30 protein-coding genes and 2 tRNA genes are annotated in these 25,347 nt (G+C 37.7%); 14 read left to right on the top strand and 18 right to left on the bottom strand.

The genetic code is table 11. From position 1 onward, the window contains the following. From CRJ00_RS04605 to CRJ00_RS04595, 3 genes are all read left to right on the top strand, one after another. Window positions 1-265: transposase (locus CRJ00_RS04605; protein WP_144038068.1), on the top strand; the 265-nt coding region annotated here is incomplete at its 5' end. Between the two features lie 382 nt (window positions 266-647). Next, window positions 648-1,031 (top strand): YkvA family protein, encoded by a 384-nt coding sequence (locus CRJ00_RS04600; RefSeq protein ID WP_167554306.1) that lies wholly within the window; start codon window positions 648-650, stop codon window positions 1,029-1,031. Window positions 1,032-1,224: 193 nt separating this feature from the next. Further along, window positions 1,225-2,286 (top strand): serine hydrolase domain-containing protein, encoded by a 1,062-nt coding sequence (locus tag CRJ00_RS04595; protein WP_180268421.1) that lies wholly within the window; start codon window positions 1,225-1,227, stop codon window positions 2,284-2,286. Here CRJ00_RS04595 and CRJ00_RS04590 read toward each other — a convergent pair. The 11 genes from CRJ00_RS04590 to CRJ00_RS04540 form a co-directional block, all read right to left on the bottom strand. Beyond that, window positions 2,270-2,809, bottom strand: coding sequence for a hypothetical protein (locus tag CRJ00_RS04590; protein WP_099365702.1), 540 nt, complete (start codon window positions 2,807-2,809; stop codon window positions 2,270-2,272). The genes CRJ00_RS04595 and CRJ00_RS04590 overlap by 17 nt on opposite strands. A gap of 108 nt (window positions 2,810-2,917) precedes the next feature. Then, on the bottom strand, window positions 2,918-3,439 hold the full coding sequence (locus tag CRJ00_RS04585; RefSeq protein ID WP_099365701.1) for an SRPBCC family protein: 522 nt from the start codon (window positions 3,437-3,439) through the stop codon (window positions 2,918-2,920). A 33-nt stretch (window positions 3,440-3,472) separates the two neighbouring features. Continuing rightward, window positions 3,473-4,006: a DUF1697 domain-containing protein gene (locus CRJ00_RS04580; RefSeq protein ID WP_099365700.1), complete on the bottom strand. Its 534-nt coding sequence runs from the start codon at window positions 4,004-4,006 to the stop codon at window positions 3,473-3,475. 82 nt (window positions 4,007-4,088) lie between these two features. After that, window positions 4,089-4,973: a VOC family protein gene (locus CRJ00_RS04575; protein ID WP_099365699.1), complete on the bottom strand. Its 885-nt coding sequence runs from the start codon at window positions 4,971-4,973 to the stop codon at window positions 4,089-4,091. 3 nt (window positions 4,974-4,976) lie between these two features. Beyond that, complete coding sequence (locus tag CRJ00_RS04570) at window positions 4,977-5,339, bottom strand: hypothetical protein (protein WP_099365698.1); 363 nt, start codon at window positions 5,337-5,339, stop codon at window positions 4,977-4,979. A gap of 23 nt (window positions 5,340-5,362) precedes the next feature. Continuing rightward, the gene (locus tag CRJ00_RS04565) at window positions 5,363-5,809 is read right to left on the bottom strand and encodes a VOC family protein (protein ID WP_099365697.1); all 447 of its coding nucleotides are present in this window, start codon (window positions 5,807-5,809) and stop codon (window positions 5,363-5,365) included. Between the two features lie 76 nt (window positions 5,810-5,885). After that, window positions 5,886-6,380: an SRPBCC family protein gene (locus CRJ00_RS04560; RefSeq protein WP_099365696.1), complete on the bottom strand. Its 495-nt coding sequence runs from the start codon at window positions 6,378-6,380 to the stop codon at window positions 5,886-5,888. A 75-nt stretch (window positions 6,381-6,455) separates the two neighbouring features. Beyond that, entirely contained in the window at window positions 6,456-6,869 is a 414-nt protein-coding gene (locus CRJ00_RS04555; protein ID WP_099365695.1) for a DUF6157 family protein, read from the bottom strand. A gap of 10 nt (window positions 6,870-6,879) precedes the next feature. After that, a complete protein-coding gene (locus CRJ00_RS04550; RefSeq protein ID WP_099365694.1) occupies window positions 6,880-7,302 on the bottom strand; it encodes a DUF1801 domain-containing protein in 423 nt (140 codons plus the stop codon). 14 nt (window positions 7,303-7,316) lie between these two features. Then, entirely contained in the window at window positions 7,317-7,712 is a 396-nt protein-coding gene (locus CRJ00_RS04545; RefSeq protein WP_099365693.1) for a VOC family protein, read from the bottom strand. A 5-nt stretch (window positions 7,713-7,717) separates the two neighbouring features. Continuing rightward, window positions 7,718-8,134, bottom strand: coding sequence for an SRPBCC family protein (locus CRJ00_RS04540; protein ID WP_099365692.1), 417 nt, complete (start codon window positions 8,132-8,134; stop codon window positions 7,718-7,720). 109 nt (window positions 8,135-8,243) lie between these two features. Between CRJ00_RS04540 and CRJ00_RS04535 the strand changes: the two genes are divergently transcribed. The 5 genes from CRJ00_RS04535 (at window position 8,244) to CRJ00_RS04510 (ending at window position 14,120) form a co-directional block, all read left to right on the top strand. Then, window positions 8,244-8,705, top strand: a complete 462-nt coding sequence (locus tag CRJ00_RS04535; protein WP_099365691.1) for an SRPBCC domain-containing protein — start codon at window positions 8,244-8,246, stop codon at window positions 8,703-8,705. 1 nt (window position 8,706) lies between these two features. Then, window positions 8,707-9,648 carry a DUF1801 domain-containing protein gene (locus CRJ00_RS18955; protein ID WP_218962181.1) on the top strand — a complete coding sequence of 314 codons (942 nt, stop codon included), beginning with the start codon at window positions 8,707-8,709 and terminating at the stop codon, window positions 9,646-9,648. After that, a complete protein-coding gene (locus CRJ00_RS04520; protein ID WP_099365690.1) occupies window positions 9,648-10,511 on the top strand; it encodes an NAD(P)-dependent oxidoreductase in 864 nt (287 codons plus the stop codon). Before CRJ00_RS18955 ends, CRJ00_RS04520 begins: the two co-directional genes overlap by 1 nt. Window positions 10,512-10,523: 12 nt before the next feature. Continuing rightward, window positions 10,524-11,264: a dienelactone hydrolase family protein gene (locus tag CRJ00_RS04515; protein ID WP_099365689.1), complete on the top strand. Its 741-nt coding sequence runs from the start codon at window positions 10,524-10,526 to the stop codon at window positions 11,262-11,264. Between the two features lie 393 nt (window positions 11,265-11,657). Continuing rightward, a complete protein-coding gene (locus CRJ00_RS04510) occupies window positions 11,658-14,120 on the top strand; it encodes a phosphocholine-specific phospholipase C (protein ID WP_099365709.1) in 2,463 nt (820 codons plus the stop codon). Here the strand turns inward: CRJ00_RS04510 and CRJ00_RS04505 are convergent. Continuing rightward, entirely contained in the window at window positions 14,117-14,656 is a 540-nt protein-coding gene (locus CRJ00_RS04505; protein WP_099365688.1) for an NADPH-dependent FMN reductase, read from the bottom strand. The genes CRJ00_RS04510 and CRJ00_RS04505 overlap by 4 nt on opposite strands. 35 nt (window positions 14,657-14,691) lie before the next feature. Further along, window positions 14,692-15,822 (bottom strand): hypothetical protein, encoded by a 1,131-nt coding sequence (locus CRJ00_RS04500; RefSeq protein WP_099365687.1) that lies wholly within the window; start codon window positions 15,820-15,822, stop codon window positions 14,692-14,694. A 122-nt stretch (window positions 15,823-15,944) separates the two neighbouring features. Between CRJ00_RS04500 and CRJ00_RS04495 the strand changes: the two genes are divergently transcribed. Together CRJ00_RS04495 and CRJ00_RS04490 are read left to right on the top strand one after the other, a co-directional pair. Next, entirely contained in the window at window positions 15,945-18,620 is a 2,676-nt protein-coding gene (locus CRJ00_RS04495; RefSeq protein ID WP_099365686.1) for a cation-translocating P-type ATPase, read from the top strand. 182 nt (window positions 18,621-18,802) lie between these two features. Beyond that, window positions 18,803-19,294 carry a GNAT family N-acetyltransferase gene (locus tag CRJ00_RS04490; protein ID WP_099365685.1) on the top strand — a complete coding sequence of 164 codons (492 nt, stop codon included), beginning with the start codon at window positions 18,803-18,805 and terminating at the stop codon, window positions 19,292-19,294. Here CRJ00_RS04490 and CRJ00_RS04485 read toward each other — a convergent pair. Then, on the bottom strand, window positions 19,291-19,854 hold the full coding sequence (locus tag CRJ00_RS04485; protein ID WP_218962180.1) for a thermonuclease family protein: 564 nt from the start codon (window positions 19,852-19,854) through the stop codon (window positions 19,291-19,293). The genes CRJ00_RS04490 and CRJ00_RS04485 overlap by 4 nt on opposite strands. 412 nt (window positions 19,855-20,266) lie before the next feature. Further along, window positions 20,267-20,351 (bottom strand) — tRNA-Ser (locus CRJ00_RS04480). 307 nt (window positions 20,352-20,658) lie between these two features. On the opposite strand from CRJ00_RS04480, the gene CRJ00_RS04475 reads away from it, so the two are divergent. After that, a tRNA-Arg gene (locus CRJ00_RS04475) sits at window positions 20,659-20,732 on the top strand. 253 nt (window positions 20,733-20,985) lie between these two features. Here the strand turns inward: CRJ00_RS04475 and CRJ00_RS04470 are convergent. Beyond that, window positions 20,986-21,426 (bottom strand): hypothetical protein, encoded by a 441-nt coding sequence (locus CRJ00_RS04470; protein WP_099365684.1) that lies wholly within the window; start codon window positions 21,424-21,426, stop codon window positions 20,986-20,988. Window positions 21,427-22,251: 825 nt separating this feature from the next. Between CRJ00_RS04470 and CRJ00_RS19330 the strand changes: the two genes are divergently transcribed. Then, window positions 22,252-22,782, top strand: a complete 531-nt coding sequence (locus CRJ00_RS19330) for a DUF3995 domain-containing protein (RefSeq protein WP_218962179.1) — start codon at window positions 22,252-22,254, stop codon at window positions 22,780-22,782. A 36-nt stretch (window positions 22,783-22,818) separates the two neighbouring features. Here CRJ00_RS19330 and CRJ00_RS04455 read toward each other — a convergent pair whose 3' ends face one another. Next, window positions 22,819-23,622: a sulfite exporter TauE/SafE family protein gene (locus CRJ00_RS04455; protein ID WP_099365682.1), complete on the bottom strand. Its 804-nt coding sequence runs from the start codon at window positions 23,620-23,622 to the stop codon at window positions 22,819-22,821. A gap of 94 nt (window positions 23,623-23,716) precedes the next feature. On the opposite strand from CRJ00_RS04455, the gene CRJ00_RS04450 reads away from it, so the two are divergent. Both CRJ00_RS04450 and CRJ00_RS04445 read left to right on the top strand, forming a co-directional pair. Next, complete coding sequence (locus tag CRJ00_RS04450) at window positions 23,717-24,082, top strand: winged helix-turn-helix transcriptional regulator (protein WP_099365681.1); 366 nt, start codon at window positions 23,717-23,719, stop codon at window positions 24,080-24,082. A gap of 200 nt (window positions 24,083-24,282) precedes the next feature. Then, window positions 24,283-24,741: a nuclear transport factor 2 family protein gene (locus CRJ00_RS04445; RefSeq protein ID WP_099365680.1), complete on the top strand. Its 459-nt coding sequence runs from the start codon at window positions 24,283-24,285 to the stop codon at window positions 24,739-24,741. Between the two features lie 87 nt (window positions 24,742-24,828). Here CRJ00_RS04445 and CRJ00_RS04440 read toward each other — a convergent pair whose 3' ends face one another. Continuing rightward, window positions 24,829-25,299, bottom strand: coding sequence for a DinB family protein (locus CRJ00_RS04440; protein WP_099365679.1), 471 nt, complete (start codon window positions 25,297-25,299; stop codon window positions 24,829-24,831). Window positions 25,300-25,347: the final 48 nt, after the last annotated feature.

The following is a 25,347-nucleotide window of genomic DNA, read 5'->3' as shown; positions in this document are numbered from 1 at the left end:
CAACAAATGCAGGGACAAAAAGATAGCTTTTACAAAGCTAGGTCTGTGGCACAATCAGGTTGAGAATGCGGGCATTGCTTCCTTTGAGAGCGTGGCAAGATCCATTGCAGCACATCACCAATATATACTACACTACTTCGATAACAGAAGCACCAATGCCTCGGCAGAATCTTTCAATGCAAAACTCAAAGCTTTTAGGAGTGTCTTTCGTGGCGTAAGGGACACAACATTCTTCCTGTACAGAGTGATGAAATTATATGCTTAAAAATCTTTACCCCCCAAACTTTCGGTATGATCCCAAAAAGCAAACAAGGAAGGAGAAAAACCAAGGTTAAGGATCTTTTAAGCATGTTTTGAAAATCTGTTGTTTGTATGATAGATACAATATAACAACAAAAGAGGTTGATTCACATCAACCTCTTTCTAAAAAAATTACTTTACTCTTTGCATTATGGCCCATTGCCATAATAAAACATTAAAATAATCCTTCTTTTAATACTATAACGTTGGCTGTATGAATTTATTATCTGAACACTTCTTTTTTTTGCGAAGACATGAAAAGATAATTAGGTTAATGTCATATAATTTTTAATTGATTAAACCGTTTGAGAATATGTATGTCATAGAGGAAAATGGATAAAGAAAAAATGAAAAAAAACTATTTTGGTAAGGCGTTATTATTGTTCAATACTTTCAAGAACAGAAAGTTGACCAACGAGGAAATTGATCTTGCTGAAGATAAAGCGCAACATTTACAAGGACGAACCAATGAGTTCAAATTGTTGATAGCTATGGTCAAGGATACGTTCGCTGGCCGATATAAAATGAATAAATGGAACTTATCGGTCATCGTTGCCACCATTATTTACGTGGTATCGCCATTGGATGCTGTTCCAGATCTTATACCGATTTTAGGTTGGTTGGATGATGCATCGATCGTCGGATTTGCCATTTCAAAATTGGCTGATGAGATCGACCGTTACAGAAAATTTAAGAAATCCAATGCAATAGGTATAGAAATTGCTGAATAGAGATTATGTTTTACATGTGAAAGCCGGTTCAATAGAAATATTGGCCGGTTTTCTTGTTTTTATTTAAGTTTGTGCGGTTATTTGTAAGCATGAACCTAAATTCATGAACATGTTTAAACCTACATATTGTCTTGTTTTCACCATAGGATTTCTTGTTTTTTGTTTAAAAACCAGTTTTGCACAAGAAAAAAATTTGGCCGATCAAATAACACAGATCTTTACTTCAGCCTATCCAAGTGGAACTAATCCTGGAGCTGTTGTTTCCATAAATTTTAAGGGTTTTCAGTTTATTAAATCCTCCGGTGTCACTCATCTAGAGACTCCCAACCGAATAGATGCTAAAACCAATTTTAGAATGGCTTCTGTGAGCAAGCAATTTACGGCTAAAGCTATCCATGAATTAATAAAGGCTGATAAATTAACCTTGGATACCCGAATTTCCACTTTCTTTCCAAACTTAAAGGGAAAAGTCGGCGAAATAAAAGTTCAGCATCTATTGAACCACAGTTCTGGGATCGCGGATTATGAAAGCCACATGGGCGATCAGATTAAACAACCGTTAAGTGATGCAGATGTCCTTCGCATTATCGAGCCTTCAGAAACCTTATTTTTTGAACCGGGAAGCAGGTTTAGATATAGCAATACAGCTTATTGTTTGCTCGCGTTAATTGTTGAACAACTAACTGGAGAAAGTTACGCCAATACCATGAAAACCATGTTTTTTGATCCTTTCAACATGAAAAATTCCCTCCTGTATGATGTGAATCGAAAAATCCCCAATCGGGCATATGGTTATCATCCACAAAAAGACAGGTTTATTTTTGCGGATCAAAGTTTAACGAGTTCTACTTTAGGAGATGGTGGGGTATACACTTCAGCAAGCGATTATCAGAAATGGTTGAAAAATCTTAAAAAAGAAATGAAAGGGTTAAACGTGGAAGAGGACTATCTCAATAGGTTGAACAGTATGCCCGTTAAAGGACCAATAACGTATTCCTATGGCTGGTTCCGAGGCTTGGATTCAACTAATGAACCGATATGGTTTCATTCAGGAGAAAGTACCGGATTTCATAACATCGTGCTATTCTATCCAAAGACAGGCGAACATGTGCTATTATTCAGCAATAGGGATGATCTTTTGATCGCTGAGGTATTTGATAAGATCATGAAAACTTTAGGTATAGCTGTCCAAGGTATTGATAATCAACAGTTATTTACCTGGTTGAGTAATGTATATGCTAATCAAATTCCTTAACATCTTTGATCTTAAAACTATTTCCTTCCTTGGCCAATACAATTTCACGATGGTAATCGGTCTGGTAATCACAATCGGATATGACTGATTTTAGGGTAATGCTTTCCGCATCCTCATGTAATACATCACAAGTGGATAGGGTAATGCTGCCATAATCTTGACCCGATATTAAAAATCCTGCACCAATTCCTGCTAATTTAGTATCATAATCTTTTGCATATTTCGCATGGAATTCCGATTCGGTTAAACTCCCATCCAGGTCCAAATCAACATTAGTGGCATCCATTTTATATTCATAATAAGCTGGCGTACATAAATTGGCCATGGCATTCATGTCGCCCTTTTTAAAAAAACCTTCTACATTTTCTTTCAACCATACACAGGCAGAAGCATTATCGATGGCCTTTGCCGTGCTATCATTGGTAGCAACAACGGAATCCTTCAAAGAATTTTCAGTGTTATTTTTGGCATTCTGACAAGCGGAAAGTCCAATGATCATCAGGGCGTAAAGGATCTTTTTCATGTTGGTAAGATTAATTTAACATTAAACGCAGAGGCTGCCCGAATGTTTTACCCATAATAAAACTCCTCCTAATCTTTAATGGATTAAGAGGAGTTTTGATTGGCAATGTTATTGTTTTTCTAATATTTCTTTCAGGTTGGAAAGTCCAGCATCAAAATCCTTGTTCATATCAAAAAATAAAGACATGATATTGAAGGGGTAGGGCATTTTCCCATCAATTTCCCAAATGACTTTCGTGCTTGTGGAATCGATTGGCGTGGTAGACATAAATGATTTATTGGCATCTCCGGTACCATTAAAGAATAAATCCATATCGACGCGTTTTCCTTCGTCTAATTTGGTCAGCACCTGTTTTCCATCACCCACTTTTTTGCTTTTCCAGGTATAGGTAAAACCTACGGTTCCATCTTCACCCTCATAGTGTCTTTCGATATTGGGGTCCTGCCTAGACCAATTATCATAATTACCCTGATTCCGGATCAATTTCACATAATCATAAACTTCTTGGTTAGGTTTTTTGATGACGATCTCACTGCCTGCATGGAAATCCTTCGGAAGGATGGCAGCCACAATAAGTACAATGACCACTAGGCCGAGTACAATAAATAATAGATACTTTAAAAATTTCATGTTGTTTTGGATTGGTTTTATGAATTGAATTAATTATTCGTTTGCTAATTGCAACATTTTATTTATGGTATTTAAGTTTCTACCCGTCGCATTCACTTTTAATTTTTTTTCGAAGAAATTATTATTTAGTTTACTGTTTGACATACCATTTGGTAAGTAAAAGTAAAGGAGATCTTCATTTAAATGGTATTCTTCAGGGCTAATGTCCAAAGCTCCCAATGCATCGATATCTTCTTTTTTGGGCGTATCATCCAAGAAGGTAAAAAACAATTTATTGCCTTCCATTTCTCTTTTAATAGGATTGTTGGCAAGTGCTTTTTTAACCTGATCTATGGTTAATACAAAACAAGATATTTCGAGTTGAAAATGCTTCTTTAAAAGTTGGTTGAAATTAGTTTTTAACTCTTTCGCCGAAAGATTACTCTTCAGAAAAACATTACCACTTTGGATATAGGTCTTTACATCCTGATATCCTTCCTTTACGAGCAAAGCCTTTAAATCTGCCATTTTGATCAGGTTTTTTCCGGAAACATTTACTGCTCTTAGAAATATGATAAATGAATTCATGGGCTAATAATAGGCAATTTTTAGGGACAGATTTATCAAACTTTAAATTAAAGATAAGAATTTATACCTAATGCCGTATATATTAAGCATTTATAAGCTTATCGATTTCAATTTTTTTCATACCCATCAATGCCCGATTAGCCTGCGGATAATTACTTAAGATCTCGGAAATCTGTTTTGGAACGACCTGCCAGCTCAACCCAAATTGGTCTTTACACCACCCACACTGACTTTCCTGTCCCTTTTCTGTGATCTTGTTCCAATAATAATCTATCTCTTCTTGGTCTTTGCAGGAGATGGTTAATGAAACCCCCTCGGTAAAACTAAAATCTTGAGGATATCCAGAGTCCATTGCAGCCAACGTATACCCATTTGCTTTAAACTGTGCGTGCATCACCTGACCTTTGAATTCACCTTCAGGATATTCCAAAACACCCTGCGATTCAAAATCAGGGAACAATTCTCCATAAAATGCCAATGCTTCCTTGCATCTTCCCTGTTGTTTTTCACAGAACATAAGGGTAGGTATGATTTTCTGTTGGTTTACATCGGCTAGTTTACCCAGATAAAGCTGCCAGCTTACGCCATATTGGTCTTCTACCCAGGCATATAGTTCGCTGAAGGGATAGCTGTCCAAAGGCATCATTATTTTTCCTTTTTGGCTCAGTTTTTCCCATACTGCTGTTAATTCCTCTTTAGTCTCAAAAACATGCATAAAGGAAATAGCGGAATTTGGTTTGAACAAAGGACCACCGTTAATTCCTATGAACTTTAATCCACGGATAGATCCTTCCACGACGATGTCATCCGCTTTCTCGATTTCCGTCTCTGGGAAAGTTTGGCTGTAAAATTCGAATGCCTCTTTGGCGTTATGATCAAACCAAATGGCAGGGATAATGTTGTTTTTCATGATGATTTCCTTTCTTTTTTGTTGGAGTTGGGCCAAGAGAATAATTTCGTAGAGCATCGCTTAGGGATTTTTGAGGTCATTTTCCATGACCATTAGTCGAAGGCCTCCATAATCTGTTACATGCAATATTTCAGATGCCGCAACATTTTTTTCCAGATGACTTTCGGTTTTATTGGCTTGGTTTAGGTCATTGGTTTCAAGCAATAATTTGATGGTTGATTCTTTTATATCAGGGGAGGCACATATTTCCAATTGAAGGTTGCCGTTCAGAAATATGGTCTTTTTACAATTAATGTCCGTGAAATCTCCATCAATTTCATCAAACAATAGGAGGTCCCTATAAAAATGCAATACATTTTCATATTGTTCCATAGGAACCTCCATTAAGATTTTACCAATAGTTTTAAATGTTAGATTCTTCATATAAGAAATGAAGGGGAAAAATCTTATCCCATTTTCTTGTTTCCTTCGAAATGAACCATCCAGGAGATGCCAAATTTATCTTGGAAAGAAGAATATAATTCCGCAAAAAATGTTTCCGCCAGATCCATTTCTATGTTTTGTGCATCTTTGGCTAATGCGGTATGTAGCGCTTTAGCCTCTTCAGCACTTTCAGCATCCAGCATAATGTAAGTGGAAGTACCCAAGGTTGCTTTTGGACCAAAAGCTTCATAGGTATCCGATCCCATGATCATGGTGCTATCATTGATCTTAATGGCAGTATGCATGATGAGATCCTTGGCATCATCTGGTAATGCGGGCATATTTGGGTCTGCAGGCATATCGCCATAACGGTAGGTTCCTACTGATTCTGTTATGAATACTTGCTGATAGAAATCGAAAGCCTCTTTACAATTTCCATTAAAATTTAAATAAGCATGAATCTTTGCCATAATGTTTTTTTTATGTGGTTTCTAAATGTTTAATCAAAGATAGGAGGGGTTTTGACAACCCATTGTCAACAGGATTTTAAAAGCCTTCTTTTAGTAAGGCATCGAGATTAGACTGCCCCATTTCATAGCCTTCTTTAAAACCCATTTCTAAAAGCTGATTCATTGCATCCTCATTTTCAAATGTGCATATATTGGTTACCAAAGTTCCATTATCTTTTTCTTCAAAAGAGGTATTCCAAGTCGATTGCGGAAAGGAGGTGTTGATATGTCCTTGGTCATCCGTAAAAGCATCCGTTCCGGAGAAGGATTCTTGGAAATTAATGGTATTGTATTTAAAAATAGACCAATGGGTTTCATTTTCTGGACCTTTCATGGCATATAGCCAGGTTCCTCCAGGAACAAAGTCCTGGTACTTTGTTTCGCATTTCCATGGTTTCGGCGCCCACCATAAATCTAGTATTTCAGCATCTGTATATGCTCGCCAGACTTGTGCTAAGCTTCCGTTGTAACTGCGCTTAATGGTCAATTGATTTCCTTGAATATCAAATTGATAGAAATGTTGATCTTCCATGGTATATGATTTTTTATTAGTACTAAGTTACGGGGCTTAAAACAAAAAGAACTTGCCATACGACAAGTTCTTTTTTTATTTGCTGGATTTCATTGCTGGTACTTTCTTGATGCCATCGTCCTCCATCAACCTTTTGTATTCATCCGTATTTGGATCTAATAATTTAATTTTTCCTTCAGCATCGTGAAATATGGCCCAACCATAGGTTTTTGCCAGTGGAGAGGTTCGAAGACAGGCTTGTCCTTTTGAATAAAAATTTGCTCTTTCGGTTTCCAATTCCTGCTCGATAAAATCTTTTCGGATGGCATGGACGTTAAATATAAGGTCATCGGAGGTCATATCCCCCGAGTTTTCCATCAGCATATCATATTGCAGATTGGCTACCGTTAATTTTCCTTCTTTTACCGGAGGAGCAATTGCTTCTTTTGCTTTGCAATCTTCCGCTACGGTGATCAGGGTATTGTAATAGTTCGTGCTGTGCTGTTTCATTTTTTTGAACTTAGGAATCTGGATATGTTTGTTTGGTAAATTTAACAGATTCCTCCATCAAATGTTTTAATGCATCTATATGTAGATCACTTAATTTTTTTACATAGATACAGGCTTTTCCCATTTTATATTTTCCCAATCCATCCAATAAATGCGCATGTTCCTCACTGCCCGAATAGACATAAAGGGAAATAGCCGCTTTTCGTGGAGAGAAGCCCAATAATGGGGCATCGCCTTCATGGCCTGATGCATATTTATAATGGTAATTTCCAAAACCAATGATGGATGGGCCGAACATTCTTGCTTTTTCTCCTGTGGTTTCTTCCATCAATCGAATCAGTTCATAGCTGTCTTCTCTTTTCTGTTGGTTATCGACCTGCTCAATGAAAGCGATGACATCCTCATCGGTATAATGCGTTTTTAGTTTTGCCATTTGACTTCGCCTAATTACTGCATATTACCAATTCCGAATACCGCGCCTGCCGGGTCTTCAATAATGACATAATTGTAGGTACCATCTGGTTTTTTGCTTTCATGGATCAATTTTGCACCCAAATCCAAAGCGGTTTTCAACCGTTCCTCCACATCCTCTGCATAGATGTACATGATCCATTGGGGAGGGAGGTTATTGTTTTTTCCGCGCTTATGACAGATGCCGCCGGCAGCATTTTCTGAATCAACCAGCATGGCATAGTCGTTATATTCGCCGTCATCATCACGCATGGCCACCGGAAATTCCTGCCATCCGGCTACCTCCTTATAAAATTCCTTTAAGGAATCTGCTTTGGTTGTTGTAAGGTCTGCCCATACAATCTGTCCTAATTTAAATTTGGGTGCTTCCATATTCTCTATTTATTTTCTACATAATCCTTGAAGCTGTTCAGAATAGCCTGCCAGCCTTCACGCTGCATGTCCACCGGATTAGTTCCCTCTGCATCGAATAAAACATCCACTAGGGTTTGGCCGTTTGATTCCGAAAACCTAACATCAGCCGTCCGCTCATCCCCCAAAACATAGGAAAGGTAATTATAAGGTGTTACCTCTGTATAGGTGCCTTCAAAATCAAATTCAAAACTTCCGTCTTTTGCGGCCATTTTGTTCTTGAACTTTCCGCCAACCCGTAGATCGTTTTCCGAAGAAGGACAATGCCAATCTGGAGATGCTTGATTCCAATTTACGATATCTTCAGGATTATTATACGCTTCCCAAACTTTTTTTAATGGTGCATTGATTGCGGATTGTACTTTTACTTTTTGAGTTTCCATGTTGTTTCTAAATTGATTAACCGAAATTATTCATTATTATTTCAAGTTCACTTGCCTTAAGGCAAGAATTTTTATTGGTATATTCGTTTTTAGAATCAACACAAAACTTATGAAAGACAAACTAACAGCCCGAGCAGCCTTGCAAATTCAAAGACCGGTAGAAGATGTTTTCGATGCCATCATCAAGGCCGATAAGATGAGCAAATATTTCATAAAGAGTTCTACTGGAAATCTGGATTCCGATGTGACGGTAGAATGGAAGTTCCCGGAGTTTGACGATGTTTTTCCAGTAACAGGGAAATTGATCAAATCCAATGAATACATTTCTTTCGATTGGAGCGGCGGAGCAGAAGGGATGCTTGTAGAAATATTTTTGGAAGAGCTGAGCGATGATTCCACTGTAGTCCGTGTAAAAGAAAGTTTTATGGAGAAGGATGATGATGGAATAAAACAGGCCATAGGACAAACAGAAGGTTGGGCAAATTTCTTAGCTTGCATGAAGGCAAGTTTAGAATATGGGATCAACCTACGCAATGGTGCCTTTGATTTTATGAAAACTAAAGAACAGTAGAATGGCAGGAGTAACCTTTTCTACCATTGACGAATACATCGCCAACTTTGCCGGTGAACAGCAATCCATCTTGGAACATGTTAGGCAGATTATTAAGAACGCCGCGCCAAAAGAAGCCAAGGAGACCATCAACTATGGCATGCCGACCTTCAGGTACAATGGAAATCTGATCCATTTTGCGATGTTCAAACAACACTTGGGATTATATCCAGGTACAGCTGCCATTTCCCATTTTGCGGATGATTTGAAAGGCTTAAAAACTTCAAAGGGAGCCATTCAGATTCCTTTGGGAAAAGAGCTACCAAAGTCGCTAATTGAAAAGATGGTACAATACAATGTAGACCAATTGAAAGATAAGGAAGGACCTAAATGGGATACCCATCGAACGCGCTGGACGGAATGTGAAGAATTAATGACGCGATTGATCGAACAAACTAAGACTCCATTGGTTAAAACATTTAAATGGGGAACGGATGTGTATACTTTTCAGGGGAAAAATGTAATTGCCTGGGGTGGCTTTAAAGATTTTTTCTCTTTATGGTTCTATAATGGTGTTTTCTTGACCGATAGGAAGAAGGTTTTGGTAACTGCCTCTGAAGGGAAGACCAAATCTTTGCGGCAATGGCGATTTACGGATGTCAAGGATATGGATGAAAAAATGATCCTGGATTATATCGAGGAATCTGTGCAGACCATTAGGGATGGTAAAGAGATTAAGCCAGAGAAAAGTCCTGTTCGGGAATTAACAGGTCTACTAAAAGAAGAAATGGAAAAAGATAGTGCATTTAAAGATGCCTTCGAAAAGTTAACGCCTGGGAAGAAGAAAGAATATATGGAACATATTGATGAGGCGAAGCAGGAGAAGACAAAAATAAGTCGACTAGAAAAAATCAAACCTTTGGTTCTCGCAGGCAAAGGTTTACATGATAAATACAAAAGCTAATGGATAATGCAGTTAAGGTTGGATTTATAGGTTTGGGCAATATGGGTCATCCTATGGCCAAAAACCTAGAGAAAGCAGGAGTGGACCTCTATGTTTACAACCGAACCTTAGAAAAGGCAAAAGATTTTGAGGAACATAGTACAGTTTGTGAAGATATTTCTGACCTGGTCAAACAAACTGATATCATCTTTACGATGTTAACGAATGATGATGCGGTACATGCTGTTTATGAAAATATATTACGTGGTACCGTAGAAGGAAAATTATTTGTAGACATGAGTACGATATCCGAAGAAGCTTCTACGGCTATTGCATCTACACTTTTGGCGAAAGGAGGATCTTTTATCGATGCTCCAGTAGCAGGAAGTACACTGCCCGCCAAGGAAGGAACGTTGATATTCATGATAGGTGGAACGCAAGAGGACAAAGAAAGGATTAATCCTTACCTGAGTCTTATGGGAAAGGAAGTTAAGGATTTGGGTTTTAATGGGGCAGGAATTGCGGCTAAGCTTTGTATCAACTATTACCTGTCTATTTTATACCAAGGCATGGCAGAGACCGTTCTATTGGCAGAGAAGTTGGGGATTTCCCGTACGGATATGATGGATATCATCAACCAGAGTGCTAGTGGGAGCGGGGCAACTAAAGTGAAGACAAAATCGATCATTGAAGATTCATTTCCAGCGGCATTTTCCCTGGATCTGATGTTAAAGGATGTCAAATTAGCCATAGCGGCAGGTGCTGATCTTCCATTTACAAAGGTTTTGAAAGATACCTATCAATCAGCACATGATGAGGGCTATGGGGAGCAGGATGTGATGTCTGTTTTAACTTATCTAAAAAAGAAAGTAAATGTTAATTAAAAAGATATACTTATGAAAGTTTTGGGTTCTATTATTCTATTCAGTTTGATCTTTGGATCGATGGCGAAAGGCCAAGGCCTTAAAGAGGTTATTTATCAGGAAAAAGATCAAAAATTATCGGGTCTGATTTCGAGCAATGCCGGAAAATCCTTACCTGCGGTCTTAATATTACCGGCGTGGAAAGGAATTGATCAGGAAGCGAAGGATGCAGCATTTGACCTGGAAAAGGAAGGCTACTTGGTATTGATCGCTGATATCTATGGGGTAGGCAATACGCCGAAGGACAATGCGGAGGCTGGTAAACAATCCACAATCTTTAAAAGGGATTTTGCGACCTATCAGAAGCGTATTCAGGCAGGCATGGATGAACTGAAAAAGCAAGGCGCGACTAAAATAGCGGTAATAGGCTATTGTTTTGGCGGTTCAGGTGCTCTGGAAGCTGCTCGAGGAGGATTGAACGTGGAAGGTGCGGTGAGTATTCATGGAGGGCTAGCAAAAGATCCAAGTCGGGTGATGCAGCCAGTGAAGACCAAGGTTTTGGTTTTGCATCCAGCGGATGATGCATCCGTTTCGAAAGCCGATTATGATGGTTTTGTGAAAGAAATGGATGATGCTAAGGCAGATTGGCAAATCATAACCTATGCGAATTCCAAACATACCTTTACTAATCCAGAATCGCCAGATTACAATGAGATCATGGCAAAAAGAGCCTGGAAACATACAAAGATGTTCTTGGAAGAAGTTTTAAAATAAAATTTTGACGTTAAAGATTTTCTCAAAGGCTATTTAATAATAGCCTTTTTTTCTTTTATTATTTTTTCCTGGGATTATACAGATATATAGAATAGCCATCTGTATAAAAATTAAGAATAGAATCCAATCGATGGTTAGTGGAAGGATATTCTTATGGATATAATTGGTGATTAAGCATGAGACTGGAAAAAAACAGCTCCAAATAAATAGTGCTCTCATGATGTTTTTGTTAATAATTTATAGTTTCTATTATATCATCTAATATAAATAAAAAATATTTCATATTACTATATTAAATAAATTTAATAAGTTATTTACTTCATATGAATACTTGTTTTCATGAAAAAAATATTACCCTCATTTTTTTTGGTAAAAAAGGACTATCTTTCTTTCATGAGTTCTAGAAGAGATTTTCTGAAAAAAGCATCCCTATTTGCGGGCGCTACAGCGTTAACCCATGTTATTCCTGAATCTATTCAAAAGGCATTGGCCATTGAGGCAGCACCAGGATCTACCTATCTTGATGCGGAGCACATCGTGTTTTTGATGCAGGAAAACCGATCGTTCGATCATTGTTTTGGTATGCTTAAAGGTGTTCGTGGATTCAATGACCCGAGGACTTATCGAGGGCCTGATCGTGTACCCGTATGGCATCAAACGATGGATGGCGAAAAAAGTTATGGTCCATTCCATCTGGATATTGAAAATACCCAAGTGACCTGGATGGGCGATCTTCCTCATGGTTGGCGGGATATGGTCATGGCTCGCAATAATGGTAAAATGGATAAATGGCTTCTCGCCAAAAGACCAGGAAATCAAAAATATAGGCATATCCCTTTAACCATGGGTTATTATGAGCGAAAGGATATTCCTTTTTATTATGCTTTTGCAGATGCCTTTACAGTATGCGACCAACATTTCTGTTCTTCATTGACAGGAACGAGTGCCAATAGATCTTATTTCTGGACTGGTACGGTGCGTGAAACCCCCCGGGATCCCAATTCGGTAGCTCATGTGGATAATGGACAGATCAATTACCGAGACCTTACTTGGAAAACCTATCCGGAACGACTTCAAGAAGCCGGTATTTCTTGGAAGGTCTATCAGAATGAACTCAGCCTTCCGGTGGGATTAACTGGGGAAGAAGAAGACTGGTTGGCTAATTTTACCGATAATAACCTCGAATTTCATAAACAGTACCAAGTAAAATTCCATCCCGCTTATCAAGCCTATGCCAAACGTCGGATCAGGGAGATCGAGCATGAACTGACCGTTGCGAGATATGCTTCCCAAGAAGCTTATCAGAAAGTTGTTGACCGCTTGAATAATTTTAAAAAGGATGTGGAACAGTTTTCCGCTTTGAATTTTGCAAAGCTTTCCAAGATCGAGCAGGAAATACATGAACGGGCATTTACGACGAACACGAATGATCCGGATTATCATAAATTAGAAAAAATAAGCTATACAGCCGATGGAAAGACCGTTGATGTTCAAGTGCCCAAAGGGGATATCTTCCATCAGTTCAGAAAAGATGTTCAAGAGAATAAATTGCCGGCTGTTTCCTGGCTAACGGCGCCATGCCGTTTCTCCGACCATCCGAGTTCGCCATGGTACGGAGCCTGGTATGTATCAGAAACCTTGGATATTCTGACCTCCAATCCGGAGGTATGGAAGAAAACCATTTTTGTATTGACCTACGATGAGAATGATGGGTATTTTGATCATGCCATGCCATTCGTTCCACCATTGAGTAATAAACCGGACACAGGAAGGGTGGCTAAGGGCGTGGATACGCAGGATGAGTATGTTACGGTGGAGCAGGAACGGATCCGGACAAACAATCCGGAGGCAAGTTTGGAAAGTCCGATCGGACTGGGCTATAGGGTACCTATGGTTATTGCATCGCCTTGGTCTAAAGGGGGATGGGTGAATTCGGAGGTTTTTGATCATAGTTCCAGCCTGCAGTTCATGGAACATTTCTTTGCCAAGAAAATAGGTAAAAAGGTATTGGAAACCAATATCAGTGCCTGGCGTAGGTTAGTATGTGGGGATCTGACCTCTGCATTCAGACCTATTCCGGAATTGAAAAAACCTGAAATAGACTTTGTGGATCGGAATGCCTACGTAGGGCGGATACATGCAGCCAAGGATAGGCAGTTGCCAGGGAATTTTGTAGCCCAAGATTACAAATCGATATTGGACGAATTTCAGCTTGATGGGGTTAAGCATTACGGGTTGGGCATACAGGAGAAAGGTACTAAATTGGCTAATGCCATTCCCTATGACCTGGATGTGAATCTCCAAGTAGACCTTAATAAGCAACGCTTAACGATGATTTTCGAACTTGCCGGGAAATTAAAGGCCAACAAAAAGATTGGTGCTCCATTGATTGTAACCAATCATACGGTATATAAGGAGCAGGGAAATTCTTTTCAAGCCTGGAATTTTGCGGTAAAAGCTGGAGAGCAGATGAGTTATAGCTGGGATATGCAGGATTTTCTGGATGGAAGGGTAAGTTTCACGCTGTATGGACCAAACGGATATTTCCGAGAGTTTAAATTGGAGTTGGATAAGCTTATACCTAGGATTATAGGTTATCAAGGAAAGGGACAAGTCTGGCATTTGAAGGTTGATGGTGTAAAAGAGGATTTCTTGATCAAGGACTTGGGTTATGGCTTGAAAGATACCTTGCATAAGGCAGGGAGAACTAAGGTTTTTTCCTTTGATCTGCAGGATAGCCATGGCTGGTATGATTTCTTAGTCCGCCCGGTTTCCAATGAACAAATTACTTATAGGTTTGCGGGGCATGTAGATCATGGAAAAAGCAGCCGTACCGATCCTTTAATGGGGGGTTAATCGGTTGAATTGTATTTTACTAGTTCGTTGAATGATTCAGAAAATTCTTTTAATTTAATTATAGTTTTCTCATCATTAATTTCCCCACTGGTATTTACTTTACCTTTTACGCCTGAAATTAGTAATGTAGTTTCCGGATTAAAATTTGTCATTAATGTTTTCATTATCAATTGCAATTCTTCGTGTCCTTTTTCTCCATTTGCTGAGGCCGTGATAATTCCAATTGGCTTGTCCGAAAATACGGTAGTGGAAACACACCACTCTAATACATTTTTTAATCCACTGGGAATGCTAAAAATATATTCGGGCGTACAAAATAAAATTCCATCCGCATTTTCAATACATTTTCTAAATTCTACAATTTCTTTTGGTGTATTTATAATTGACCGTTCAGGATCAAAATGAGGTAAATATTTTAGACCATTATAAATTATATATTTAAAGGATTCCTTATTTAATTGAATTATATTATTAATAATTTTTTGATTTGATGAGTTTTCACTTGCACTTCCATTTATAACAAAAATATTTCTCATTGTTTTCTTGTAAATAGGTTGATATTTGAATTCAATTAGACCTTATACAGACTAAAACATCCGTAATCAGTCCGAACACCTAGATATTCATTGACGAACTTTAACTGGCAGTTTTTGACAATATGGTCCAAGCGAAAGCTATGCAAAAATTTCTTGGCTTTAAAATCAAAAACATGCACATTACTTCGTTGTGATAATACCAATTTGGATTGATCAGGATTGAGACAGAACCTGCTCACTTCCTTGCTGTATTCAGGGATTTCTAGGCCAGGGATTGTAATTTGTTGATTATTTATTAGGTCGAAATAAAGCATTCCCCAACTACCATATTGTTCTTGAGCGAGAAGAAGGTCTCCGGATTCAGTAAATTCCATTTTTTCGATCATTTGAAAATCTCCTTTCAAGTGTGCTATTAAATCGCCGTTATCTGCATGAAGGATCGATATTTCTCCAGGTTTATTATGGAATGCAATCTTTTTTCCATCGGGAGATACTACACCAGCAAATGGTGTGTTGCCCTTAATGGTTACTGTCGAATAAGCTTGATCAAAAAATGGTTTATTATCATTGTCCAATGATTTCAATTGTCCGAAACTTGCGAATACTGTTCGATTTGTTCCAACAGAAATAAAGCTGCTTGGGTCTGATTTATTAGCTCCTAAATTCTCAAACTCCTGAGATTCGAGATCGTATGCATATATGAAATGATCGAGGTCGAGGTACAAGGTTTGGTTGCCCTCTTGATAGGCTATTTCCCAAGCTAATTGCTTCGGTAATGGAATGCTTTGAAGTAGGTTTCCTTGCCCATCAATCAATAATAACTGACCTTTCCATATATTCGCTTCCACGACATTCTGATACACAAATATCCCTTTATCTGTTCCCTGTAAGGATAAACTTCCCGTATACCCACCACCTACATAATAGTGTAAACGGGGTAAGCCAATGTTTGGGTTATCATTCCTTAATACATATCCCTTTTTCAAAGCCTCCCATTCTTTCTTTAGAAAGTTTTTCTGTACCTCCTGCTCGTTCGGGAATTCCTTCTCGGTTCGTTTTAATTTATCAGGTTTTCCGGATTCTGAAATCAAGGTGTTTCCGTTGATGGAAAGAAGGATTATCTTTCCATCTTCGTGGTTTATCAGCTCGTGTACTAGGTTCTCCATAGGTATCAGGTATTTGTGGTATAACGTAAATAAATTAAGAATAATTGTAATGATTTGATTATATCATCTTTTTTCTAACAAAAGCCGATTAAATTTGGTTATTACGTTATAAACGCGCATCTATGGCTGAACATAAAACAGAAATCAAGGACTATTTCACGCAACCCATTGATGATTTATTGAAAAAATTCAATGTTGATCAACAGGTTGGCTTAAAATCGGAACAGGTAGAACAGCTACGTTCAGAATATGGTTCAAATGCTTTAAAGGAAAAGGAGAGAAGATCCATATTCGCCATGTTCATTTCCCAATTGAATGATGCGTTGATCTATGTGTTGTTTGCTGCGGTTATCATCACCTTTGTGATGGGTGAATATACCGATGCGATCATTATCTTGATCGTCATCATCATTAATGCTTCCCTTGGTGTTTTTCAGGAATTAAAGGCGAATAATGCGATTGCGGCCTTGCAGAAATTGAGCAACCCAAAAGCCATTGTGAAAAGGAACGGGGAGCAATTGGAATTACCTGCGGATGAATTGGTTCCGGGTGATATTGTCATTTTAGAGGCTGGCCGCTATGTGCCGGCGGATCTCCGATTGTTGGAGAATGCGAATTTAAAAGTCGATGAATCATCCTTGACCGGAGAATCTGTTCCGGTGGAAAAGGATCTCGATGCCGAGATAAAGACGGATTATACCGCCATTGGGGATCGTTTGAACATGTCGTTTATGTCGAGCTTGGTTACTTTCGGGCGTGGGACAGGGATAGTTGTTGCAACTGGAAACCAAACCGAAGTTGGAAAGATAGCGAATTACCTAGCGGAGGAGAACAATAGCAAAACCCCATTGGAAATCCGTTTGAACCATCTTGGAAAGACATTGGGAAAATTGGCTGTTGGTATCTGTGTACTGATTTTTGTGATTTCCTATTTTCAAGGTCGAGATCTTACGGAAATGTTCCTGACGTCTGTTTCTTTAGCGGTTGCTTCCATTCCTGAAGGGCTGACGGCTATTGTGGCTATTGTTCTTTCGATCGGCGTCACTAAAATGGCGAAACAAAAGGCCATTATCAAAAAACTTCCTGCTGTTGAAACCCTAGGGTCAGTTAATATTGTCTGTTCAGATAAGACGGGGACCTTGACCCAGAATAAGATGACCGTAAAGGAGCTTTTTACCTTTGGGGATCAGTTGATTGATGTTGATAGCGAGGATCCGATACTTCCTGAGGAGCAATTGTTGGTAGAAGGGATGTTCTTGGCCTCCGATGCGACGTTGGATGGGGAGAAGAAAACAGGAGATCCAACAGAGGTGGCCTTATTGGCCTTGGCTGATTCCTGGTCGATCGATCGGAAAGAGATCCATAAGCAGCAAGAACGGGTGGATGAATTGGCTTTCGATTCGGATCGTAAAATGATGTCGACCTTGCATAAGAAAGAAGGTGAATGGGTGTTATATGCGAAAGGGGCGGTTGATAATTTGATCTTGAAATGTGATCGGGTGATGGAACATGGCGAGATCATCCCTTTTACCGATGCGCATAAGGAATTGGTCGATAAAGCGGTCGATGATATGTCGCATAAAGCATTACGGACCTTGGGTTTTGCTTTTAAACCTGTAAAATCTAAAATTTCTCCGGAAGAATTTGAGGAGGACCTGGTATTTGTTGGCGTGGTTGGAATGATCGATCCTCCACGGGAAGAGGTCAAGGATTCCATTCAATCGGCCAAAGAAGCAGGTATAGAAACGATCATGATCACTGGAGACCATAAGCAGACCGCATTTGCCATCGCAAAGGAACTGGGCATTGCGGAGGAGGAAAAACAGGTGGTTACAGGAAAGGAAATCAATTCGTTGTCGGTGGAGGACCTGTCCTCGAAGATATCCGATTATAAAGTCTTTGCAAGGGTATCGCCAGAGCATAAGGTCAATATTGTGAAAGCCTTTCAGGCGAATGGAAATATTGTTTCCATGACTGGGGATGGAGTAAATGATGCGCCATCTTTGAATATGGCGGATATAGGTGTGGCGATGGGGACCACGGGGACTGATGTGGCTAAGAATTCTGCGGATATGATATTGGCGGATGATAATTTTTCGACGATTATTTCGGCGATCGAGCAGGGGAGGAATATCTATAATAATATCAAGAAGTCGGTTATATTTTTATTGTCGAGCAATGTGGGAGAGGTTTTGGCGATGTTGGTGGCGATTATTTCCGGAATGCCGATTCCTTTGTTGGCCACGCAGTTATTGTGGATCAATTTGATTACAGATACGCTGCCGGCTGTTGCCTTGGGCATGGATCCTGGGGATAAATCAGTGATGGAGGAGAAACCGAGATCCATTAAAGAGAATTTTTTCTCGCATGGTGCAGGATGGCGGGTGATCTTGGGAGGTGTTCTGATTGGGATTTTAACGATTGTTGCTTTTGTGATCGGCTATTGGGAGCATGATTATTCGGTTTTTGATAAGCAGATTCCGGAGGATATCCATGATTATGCCCGAACCATGGCTTTCTTGACGATCATTGCGTGTCAGTTGTTCTATTCGTTGAGTTTTAGGCATGAGTATAAGTCTATTTTCCAAGTGGGCTTGTTCAGTAATAAATACTTGATCTTGGCGATCTTGATGGGCTTTGGCTTGCAATTGATTTTACTGTTTATTCCGGTGTTGCGGGATTCTTTTAGGTTGCAATTGGTTAGTCCACGGGATTGGGGAGTGGTTATTTTGCTGGGATTGGTTCCTTTGATTTTAAATGAGGGTATCAAGGTTTTTCAAAGGATGGGAAGGAAATAGAGGTTGATGAAGTTATGGCCTTTGTCATCCTGAGCATCGGCCTTTGTCATCCTGAGCTTCAACCTATGTCATCCTGAGCATCGTCGAAGGATCTCCAGAGCATCAGCCTTTGTCATCCTGAGCATTGTCGAAGGATCTATACATTATGAAAAAATCCATAAAGAATTCTATACCTTTACTTTATGGACATTAAACTTGAAAAGTTCAATCCTTTAGATTTTGATCTTTATTATTTGTTGGTCAGTGATATCCAGATCATGGCTATGGTTACAGAGCGCGGTTTAACGATCGAAGAAGCAAAATCTGATTTCGATGAAACCATAATCAATAATGAACTAAGAGAAGAATACGGAATGTTTAAAATTTTTGAGCAAGATTCTGGGACTTTCTTGGGTTTAGCCAAATTGGAAATAAAGAAATTGGATGATAAAGAAGCGGAATTAGGCTATTTGCTCTTGCCTGCGTATTGGGGTATGGGGATTGCTAGTAAGGTAAGTAAAATGTTGATTGAGAAAGCATTAAACGATCCTCAAATGGAAGTGTTAACAGCCATAATTGATCCGAAGAATCTTGCCTCCAGAAAGGTTTTGATCAAAAACCAGTTTGAATCCAGAGAGTTTAAGGATTTTGAAGGATTGCCTGGAGAAATATTGGAGCGCAAGTTGAGATATTAATTCTCTGCCCACAATCCCAGTTTATTTTCCCGCGCATATTTCTGTGCTTTCACAAAAAGCTCTTCATATTTTACGTTTGGAGCTACGGTCATTAGGATGCCCTTTCCTGACTTAACGATCAGTTCATTGACCATTTCTCCGTTTTCCAAATAAACGTAGGCTAAGGTTCTGTTAAATGGATCAAGTGAATCAACATCAAACTCCAATCTTACTTTTTGATCTTTCAATAAGGCTGTTAAGAATTCTTTGGATTCCTTGCCATAAAATTGCTTTTTCTTTTTGAAGGCATTACGGCTTTCAGGAGCATCGATTCCGATAAAGCGGATTTTCAATCCCCCAGGTTGTAAATTATCAATCCAGAAGGTATCTCCATCCACCACTTTTGTCACTTGATAATAAGTGTGTTTTTGACTTGCTTCTTGCTCATTTGATACAAATGCGAAGTTTTCAGATTGTACTTCTCGATGTTTAGAATACTCTGCACTCATCGAAGTACAGGAAATCATTATCTTTAATCCTAAACAGGCAATACAGGTGTGGGTAATAAGTCGTTTGATCATAGATAGTGCAAAATACAAAGATAAATCTTGGTATTAAGATTATAATATGGGAAACCTTAAAACCAGGGAATTAATAAATATTAATAATGGGAATTCTTTAGAAGTAAACATTGATTTAATACTTAAGATTAATCTTAACGTAAATTGTCTATTTTTTTGGGGTTGTTTCTATGCTAATACTTCAATATTTGTTTGAATTAGGGGTGTAATCGTGGTTTAAGTAGGCTTAAAGCAGGGTTAAAGTATGTAGGAAGTATATAAAACATACATTTTACATACTTTTAGTATACTTTCAGTATGCTTTTACATCGAAGTGAACTTTAAAGAAATAAGCCCTGTTGAAAGACTTTTCAATATTGGATTGAGATATTGATAAACGAAAAAGAGCAACTTTTTACGGTTGCTCTTTTTGCGGAGAGTGAGGGATTCGAACCCCCGAACCTGTGACAGTTAACGGTTTTCAAGACCGCCGCATTCGACCACTCTGCCAACTCTCCGCGACAAAAGTACAAATTCTGACTTATTCTCCAAACAAAAAATGAAATTATTAATCCTAAAATGTTCGATTTTAGCTTAATAGAGCTGATTTTTAGCTTATTAAAAAATGAAATATCTTTTTAATTTTTCCACAATTAAAGAAACCATAGCTAAAAATCCAACCAAGGCAACGCAATTATTGAAAATATGGTTATAAAACAAAAAAATATGTAATTGTGATGCAATCAGTTAAACATCTACTACCAAAAAAAAGACAATTTATTTTGCATTTAAACCGTAAAGAGCTACTTTTGCATTACAAAATAAGCGCCAATAGCTCAGCTGGATAGAGCAACGGTTTTCTAAACCGTAGGTCTTAGGTTCGAACCCTAATTGGCGTACAAAGTTAAAAAGGCTGTAAATCATTAATTTACGGCCTTTTTTGTTTTAAATCGAATTCTCTCCTGTAAATTTTAAACTCATAAATAAGTTTAAAATTCTCTATATTGTTTTATAAATGTTTTACAAGATATGGCTACATTAAACTTTATTATATGTCTTAGGTTTTAGAAGAGGTATATAATTTACGTTTGAAAATAGATCAAATCGGTGCTAATAATAGCTGATCCTTGGCTAATAGCTTATTCATTCTCTTTACTCAATAACAGGTTTATACCTAGCTAATAGAGTAAACCCAACAATAATAATTATCAGTATCAATGAAATAATATATATAAATTGATCAATCTTAGTTTTTTTAAATTTTCTTTCAGTTTTCCTTTCATGTATAATATCATTATACTTATGAATGATATAATTTAATATTTTGAAAATATAAAAGAATAAAATAATGAAAACAGAAATCACAACAATATAGGATAGCAAATAGTTTATTCCCATTGCAAATTCGTAAGGTATTCCAAGGATTTCAAATTGAGGGACCTCAATTTCTAAGGGGGTACCGATTCTATTAACACCTTTACCCCAAAACCCAAACCTTAAAATATTTCTAATTTGAAGGGTATATATAAACCAAGTTGGAACAACCATAAAAGATATATATCCTCCAATCATTGAAATTATTTTTTTAAACATAATTTAAAATTTTACCATGCCATCTGGATTAATCCTATAATAAAATACGGGAAAGATTTTAAGATTAGGAATCGTTTAACACATCTAATATTCTTTACAGTATTTTGTAGAAGTGGCTTTTTTCAACCTCCGCAACTCATTCCTATCATAAAGCTCCTTCCTTAAACGGTTGGGGCTTTTTATTTAAAAATTGGCTTATCACAAGGACAGGTAATTCTAAAAATATATATGACCTAGAATGAATAGAATTATTAGAATTAATGAAAGGATATATACTAATTGATCAAGTTTGGTTTTTTTAAATTTTCTTTCAGTTTTTGTTTCATTCAATAAGTTGTTATAAGTGTGAAATAAAAAGTAAAATATCTTAAAGATTGTATATAAAAAAATGATAATAATTGAAAATATAAAAGTATATGATATTACATAGTTAATTATTATTGAAAGTTCGTGGGAAAGCCCTTGACTTTCAAATTCTGGAACATAAATTTTTTCAGTATTGTTGATTCGCGGGTCAACTTCCCCCCATATACCGAATTTTAAAACTTTTATTATTGGTAAAGAATAATAAAAAAAAAGTGGAAAAAAAATACTAAGGAAATACAACTTCCTATAATAGAAATGATTTTCTTGAACATAGTTTAAAATTTCACCATTCAATCTGGATTAATTCTATAACAAAATACGATAAAGATTTTAAGATTAGTAACTGTTTAACACGTTAAATAATCTTTGCAGAATATGCAAAAGGATAGTTCATAATAATTAAAAACCCTAATTGGCGTACTGCTTTTAAAGCCGGCATCTTTGATCCCGGCTTTTTTTATGCCAAATTTTGGTATCTTTCTAAAAGATCTCACAAAACACATTAAACCTATGATGTATTTCCTGTTTAATTTTTCTTCCATTCTCCTGATCCTCATTTTTTTATTTATTTCAGGACTACATATTTATTGTGCATTTGGAGGGAGATGGGGGAGTTCAGCCGTATTCCCAACAAAGGACGATACCATAGAACCTAAAATGCCTGGCCCCGTACCAACCCTTATAGTTGCACTAGGTCTTTTTGGTTTTGCACTGATCATACTATTGAATATAATGGATCATAACCTTCCTATATGGGTTGATAATATTTGTAAATATGGTATTCTGGCAATCATCGGTATTTTCCTATTTCGGGCGATTGGGGATTTCCGATATGTAGGTCTATTTAAAAAATATAGAAATACAAAATTCGGAGTAAATGATAGCAAATATTACACCCCCCTTTGCTTGTTCATTGCGTTTTTGGGGATCATATTATTTTACTCGAGCACGGTCGTTAAACTATATGAATTTATTAAAGAAGCTTTTTAATAATAATCACTTAATCTCCTTATTTCAAAACACAATTTATAAAAACAATTCCTTAATAAGGATATAACATCCCATTGCCAACACAAACCATCCAAAAGCAGATTTAAGCTTATTTCCCTCAATTTTCTTAGATAGATAGATTCCAATAAAAATTCCAAGAATGGATAAACCGGAAAAAGTTAACAGCATCCACCAATCAATAACTTCATTTCCCTGCAAAACTCCGATAAATCCCAACAATGAATTTGCTGCTATGATAAACAAGGAAGTTCCTACAGCTGTTTTCATTGGCATTTTAGCAAATAATAGCAATGCCGGAATAATCAAAAATCCACCTCCAGCACCTACTAATCCGGTTAACATACCTACTAAAGTACCTTGCAATAAGATCATGGGATAATTATAAACTATTTTTTCAGCGTCCAAGTCTTTACAATGTGGGCAGGGACGAATCATCGATATGGAAGCAAATACCATTACGATCGCAAAGAGCACCATCAATGCAATGGGTTTGCTGAATTGAAAATTTCCAATGGTAAATAACACTTGTGGAATTAAAGGCAAAAGATAGGCCCGTGTCAAATAAACCACGGCAATGGATGGGATTCCAAAAACCAACACGGTTTTGAAGTCCACTTTTTTCTGAAGAGCTCGCTGTATCCCACCTACCAAGGAAGTGGATCCGACCACAAATAAGGAATAAGCAGTAGCCAAAACAGGATTGACACCCATAATATAAACCATAATTGGAACGGTCAGGATGGAGCCCCCGCTGCCGATCAACCCTAATGAAATACCCACAAAAATTGCCAATACATATCCAATTATAATAGTCACCATTCGTTTATCAATTATATAAAAGACAAAATTATGCGACCGCCAACTGGAAAGAGGTAACAAATGTTACCTATATTTGCAATTAGAGAATATTGAAATGAAAACATTAAAAAATGATCCTCCTGAATGTACCGGTAATCTTTTGGCCATGCGCGATACCTTGGAAATTCTTGGTGGAAAATGGAAACTTTTGATACTACATTATTTAATGACCCGCGATAAGCAGGTGAATACCTTTAAAAAAATGCAGCGGGAGATCATCGGCATATCTGCTAAAATGTTGACCAAGGAATTAAAGGACCTGGAAGCAAATCACCTGGTATTACGGGAACAATTGGATACGCGGCCGGTTACCGTTCAATACTCTATTACCGAATATGGCCGAAGTACAAAGGAACTTATCGAGAATCTGGTGAACTGGGGAACTTCCCACCGGATCAAATTATTGCATGGAACGCCATAAGTTTTAAATTTCTCGCCCCTTAGACTATCGTTTTTCCAATCGGTAAAAATTTCTTTAGAATTTTTACCGAAAACTTACCTGTTTTTACCGAGAACTCCTCTCGATTAGCCTATTCTGCCTGTCTGCGCTTTATTTCTTGACCTACCTTTGAGATATCAAATAAGAAATAAAATATTTAAAAACATTAAAAACATAAAGCCATGACAACTCTAGTAAAAACTTTCGCATTAGCAGGACTATTATTAACTTCTTCAGTAAGCCTATTCGCTTCAGAAGGAAAAGCGCCTAAATCTTCCGAAAAGGAATTGAACAAATCAAACGTTGAAAATGTAGTTGATGGATATATCAACGGAACAGTAAAAGGGGAGACCACTTACTTGAACCAACTATTCGACAACAGCTTTACCCAACGCACACAATCAAATCCTACACAAGAGCCAATTGGAAAATCGGCCTACATCAAACACCTGAAAAATCTTGACGGTATTACTTACCAATGTGAGGTAGATTATCAGATGTTGGAAAAATCAGATAACTACAGTTTAGCAAAAGTAACCTTGGATTTCGAAAAATTTACCCGGACAGATTATGTTACCATGATCCAAGGTAAAAACGGATGGTCAGTGAAAGAAGTAAATTCCGTATTCAAAAACAAATAGTTTTTCTTCAATATATCAAATCAAAAAGGCTTCCCATTTTAACGGGAAGCCTTTCTTTTTATATTACAGGTTGTATTTTATGCTTGATTACCTTTCCCAGAAGTAAGGAGGTTCAATATCCAATGCTCTCAAATAAACATAGCCCTGCGCCCGGTGGTGGATTTCATTCTCTAAGAAATACAAAAGGTTGTTATTGTTTTGATCTCTATACTGACCAAATAGATTGAAGGTTTCATAGAATTCTTCATCCTTTATCTTTCCGTAAAGTTCATTGATCTTTTCCGTTTGCTCATCCCATAACTTCAACACCTCGTCTTTTGTGGAAACCGAGATGTCATGGTTGAATGGTTTGTCATCACGGTCAACCATGCCTTCCAATCCCGGAACGGAAACAGTTAACATTTCTTTTAGCATTTCACCGTAGGTACGCATCCCACCCAAAAAAAAACGGAATAACTCTTCAGCCGGAAATTTTTCGATCGTTCTGCGAGTCAGGTTACGATGGCCTTGCCAATGTTTCAAAAACTCGTCTCTGTTTAAAAAAGTTGCTGTGCTCATAATGTTTGTATCTTTAATTCTTAACCAAAATTACGGGCGATAATGACA

The organism is Sphingobacterium sp. 1.A.4 (genome assembly GCF_002734245.1).
In the GTDB taxonomy this organism is placed as follows: Bacteria; Bacteroidota; Bacteroidia; order Sphingobacteriales; family Sphingobacteriaceae; genus Sphingobacterium; species Sphingobacterium tenebrionis.
This window is presented reverse-complemented; position numbering and strand designations above follow the sequence as displayed.

What these genes read in the sequence shown, in the direction of transcription:
- CRJ00_RS04600 (WP_167554306.1), top strand. Translation starts at nt 648, where the DNA reads ATGAAAAAAAACTATTTTGGTAAGGCGTTATTATTGTTCAATACTTTC.
- CRJ00_RS04590 (WP_099365702.1), bottom strand. Translation starts at nt 2,809, where the DNA reads ATGAAAAAGATCCTTTACGCCCTGATGATCATTGGACTTTCCGCTTGT.
- CRJ00_RS04585 (WP_099365701.1), bottom strand. Translation starts at nt 3,439, where the DNA reads ATGAAATTTTTAAAGTATCTATTATTTATTGTACTCGGCCTAGTGGTC.
- CRJ00_RS04580 (WP_099365700.1), bottom strand. Translation starts at nt 4,006, where the DNA reads ATGAATTCATTTATCATATTTCTAAGAGCAGTAAATGTTTCCGGAAAA.
- CRJ00_RS04575 (WP_099365699.1), bottom strand. Translation starts at nt 4,973, where the DNA reads ATGCTCTACGAAATTATTCTCTTGGCCCAACTCCAACAAAAAAGAAAG.
- CRJ00_RS04570 (WP_099365698.1), bottom strand. Translation starts at nt 5,339, where the DNA reads ATGAAGAATCTAACATTTAAAACTATTGGTAAAATCTTAATGGAGGTT.
- CRJ00_RS04565 (WP_099365697.1), bottom strand. Translation starts at nt 5,809, where the DNA reads ATGGCAAAGATTCATGCTTATTTAAATTTTAATGGAAATTGTAAAGAG.
- CRJ00_RS04560 (WP_099365696.1), bottom strand. Translation starts at nt 6,380, where the DNA reads ATGGAAGATCAACATTTCTATCAATTTGATATTCAAGGAAATCAATTG.
- CRJ00_RS04555 (WP_099365695.1), bottom strand. Translation starts at nt 6,869, where the DNA reads ATGAAACAGCACAGCACGAACTATTACAATACCCTGATCACCGTAGCG.
- CRJ00_RS04550 (WP_099365694.1), bottom strand. Translation starts at nt 7,302, where the DNA reads ATGGCAAAACTAAAAACGCATTATACCGATGAGGATGTCATCGCTTTC.
- CRJ00_RS04545 (WP_099365693.1), bottom strand. Translation starts at nt 7,712, where the DNA reads ATGGAAGCACCCAAATTTAAATTAGGACAGATTGTATGGGCAGACCTT.
- CRJ00_RS04540 (WP_099365692.1), bottom strand. Translation starts at nt 8,134, where the DNA reads ATGGAAACTCAAAAAGTAAAAGTACAATCCGCAATCAATGCACCATTA.
- CRJ00_RS04535 (WP_099365691.1), top strand. Translation starts at nt 8,244, where the DNA reads ATGAAAGACAAACTAACAGCCCGAGCAGCCTTGCAAATTCAAAGACCG.
- CRJ00_RS18955 (WP_218962181.1), top strand. Translation starts at nt 8,707, where the DNA reads ATGGCAGGAGTAACCTTTTCTACCATTGACGAATACATCGCCAACTTT.
- CRJ00_RS04520 (WP_099365690.1), top strand. Translation starts at nt 9,648, where the DNA reads ATGGATAATGCAGTTAAGGTTGGATTTATAGGTTTGGGCAATATGGGT.
- CRJ00_RS04515 (WP_099365689.1), top strand. Translation starts at nt 10,524, where the DNA reads ATGAAAGTTTTGGGTTCTATTATTCTATTCAGTTTGATCTTTGGATCG.
- CRJ00_RS04510 (WP_099365709.1), top strand. Translation starts at nt 11,658, where the DNA reads ATGAGTTCTAGAAGAGATTTTCTGAAAAAAGCATCCCTATTTGCGGGC.
- CRJ00_RS04505 (WP_099365688.1), bottom strand. Translation starts at nt 14,656, where the DNA reads ATGAGAAATATTTTTGTTATAAATGGAAGTGCAAGTGAAAACTCATCA.
- CRJ00_RS04500 (WP_099365687.1), bottom strand. Translation starts at nt 15,822, where the DNA reads ATGGAGAACCTAGTACACGAGCTGATAAACCACGAAGATGGAAAGATA.
- CRJ00_RS04495 (WP_099365686.1), top strand. Translation starts at nt 15,945, where the DNA reads ATGGCTGAACATAAAACAGAAATCAAGGACTATTTCACGCAACCCATT.
- CRJ00_RS04490 (WP_099365685.1), top strand. Translation starts at nt 18,803, where the DNA reads ATGGACATTAAACTTGAAAAGTTCAATCCTTTAGATTTTGATCTTTAT.
- CRJ00_RS04485 (WP_218962180.1), bottom strand. Translation starts at nt 19,854, where the DNA reads ATGATCAAACGACTTATTACCCACACCTGTATTGCCTGTTTAGGATTA.
- CRJ00_RS04470 (WP_099365684.1), bottom strand. Translation starts at nt 21,426, where the DNA reads ATGTTTAAAAAAATAATTTCAATGATTGGAGGATATATATCTTTTATG.
- CRJ00_RS19330 (WP_218962179.1), top strand. Translation starts at nt 22,252, where the DNA reads ATGCCAAATTTTGGTATCTTTCTAAAAGATCTCACAAAACACATTAAA.
- CRJ00_RS04455 (WP_099365682.1), bottom strand. Translation starts at nt 23,622, where the DNA reads ATGGTGACTATTATAATTGGATATGTATTGGCAATTTTTGTGGGTATT.
- CRJ00_RS04450 (WP_099365681.1), top strand. Translation starts at nt 23,717, where the DNA reads ATGAAAACATTAAAAAATGATCCTCCTGAATGTACCGGTAATCTTTTG.
- CRJ00_RS04445 (WP_099365680.1), top strand. Translation starts at nt 24,283, where the DNA reads ATGACAACTCTAGTAAAAACTTTCGCATTAGCAGGACTATTATTAACT.
- CRJ00_RS04440 (WP_099365679.1), bottom strand. Translation starts at nt 25,299, where the DNA reads ATGAGCACAGCAACTTTTTTAAACAGAGACGAGTTTTTGAAACATTGG.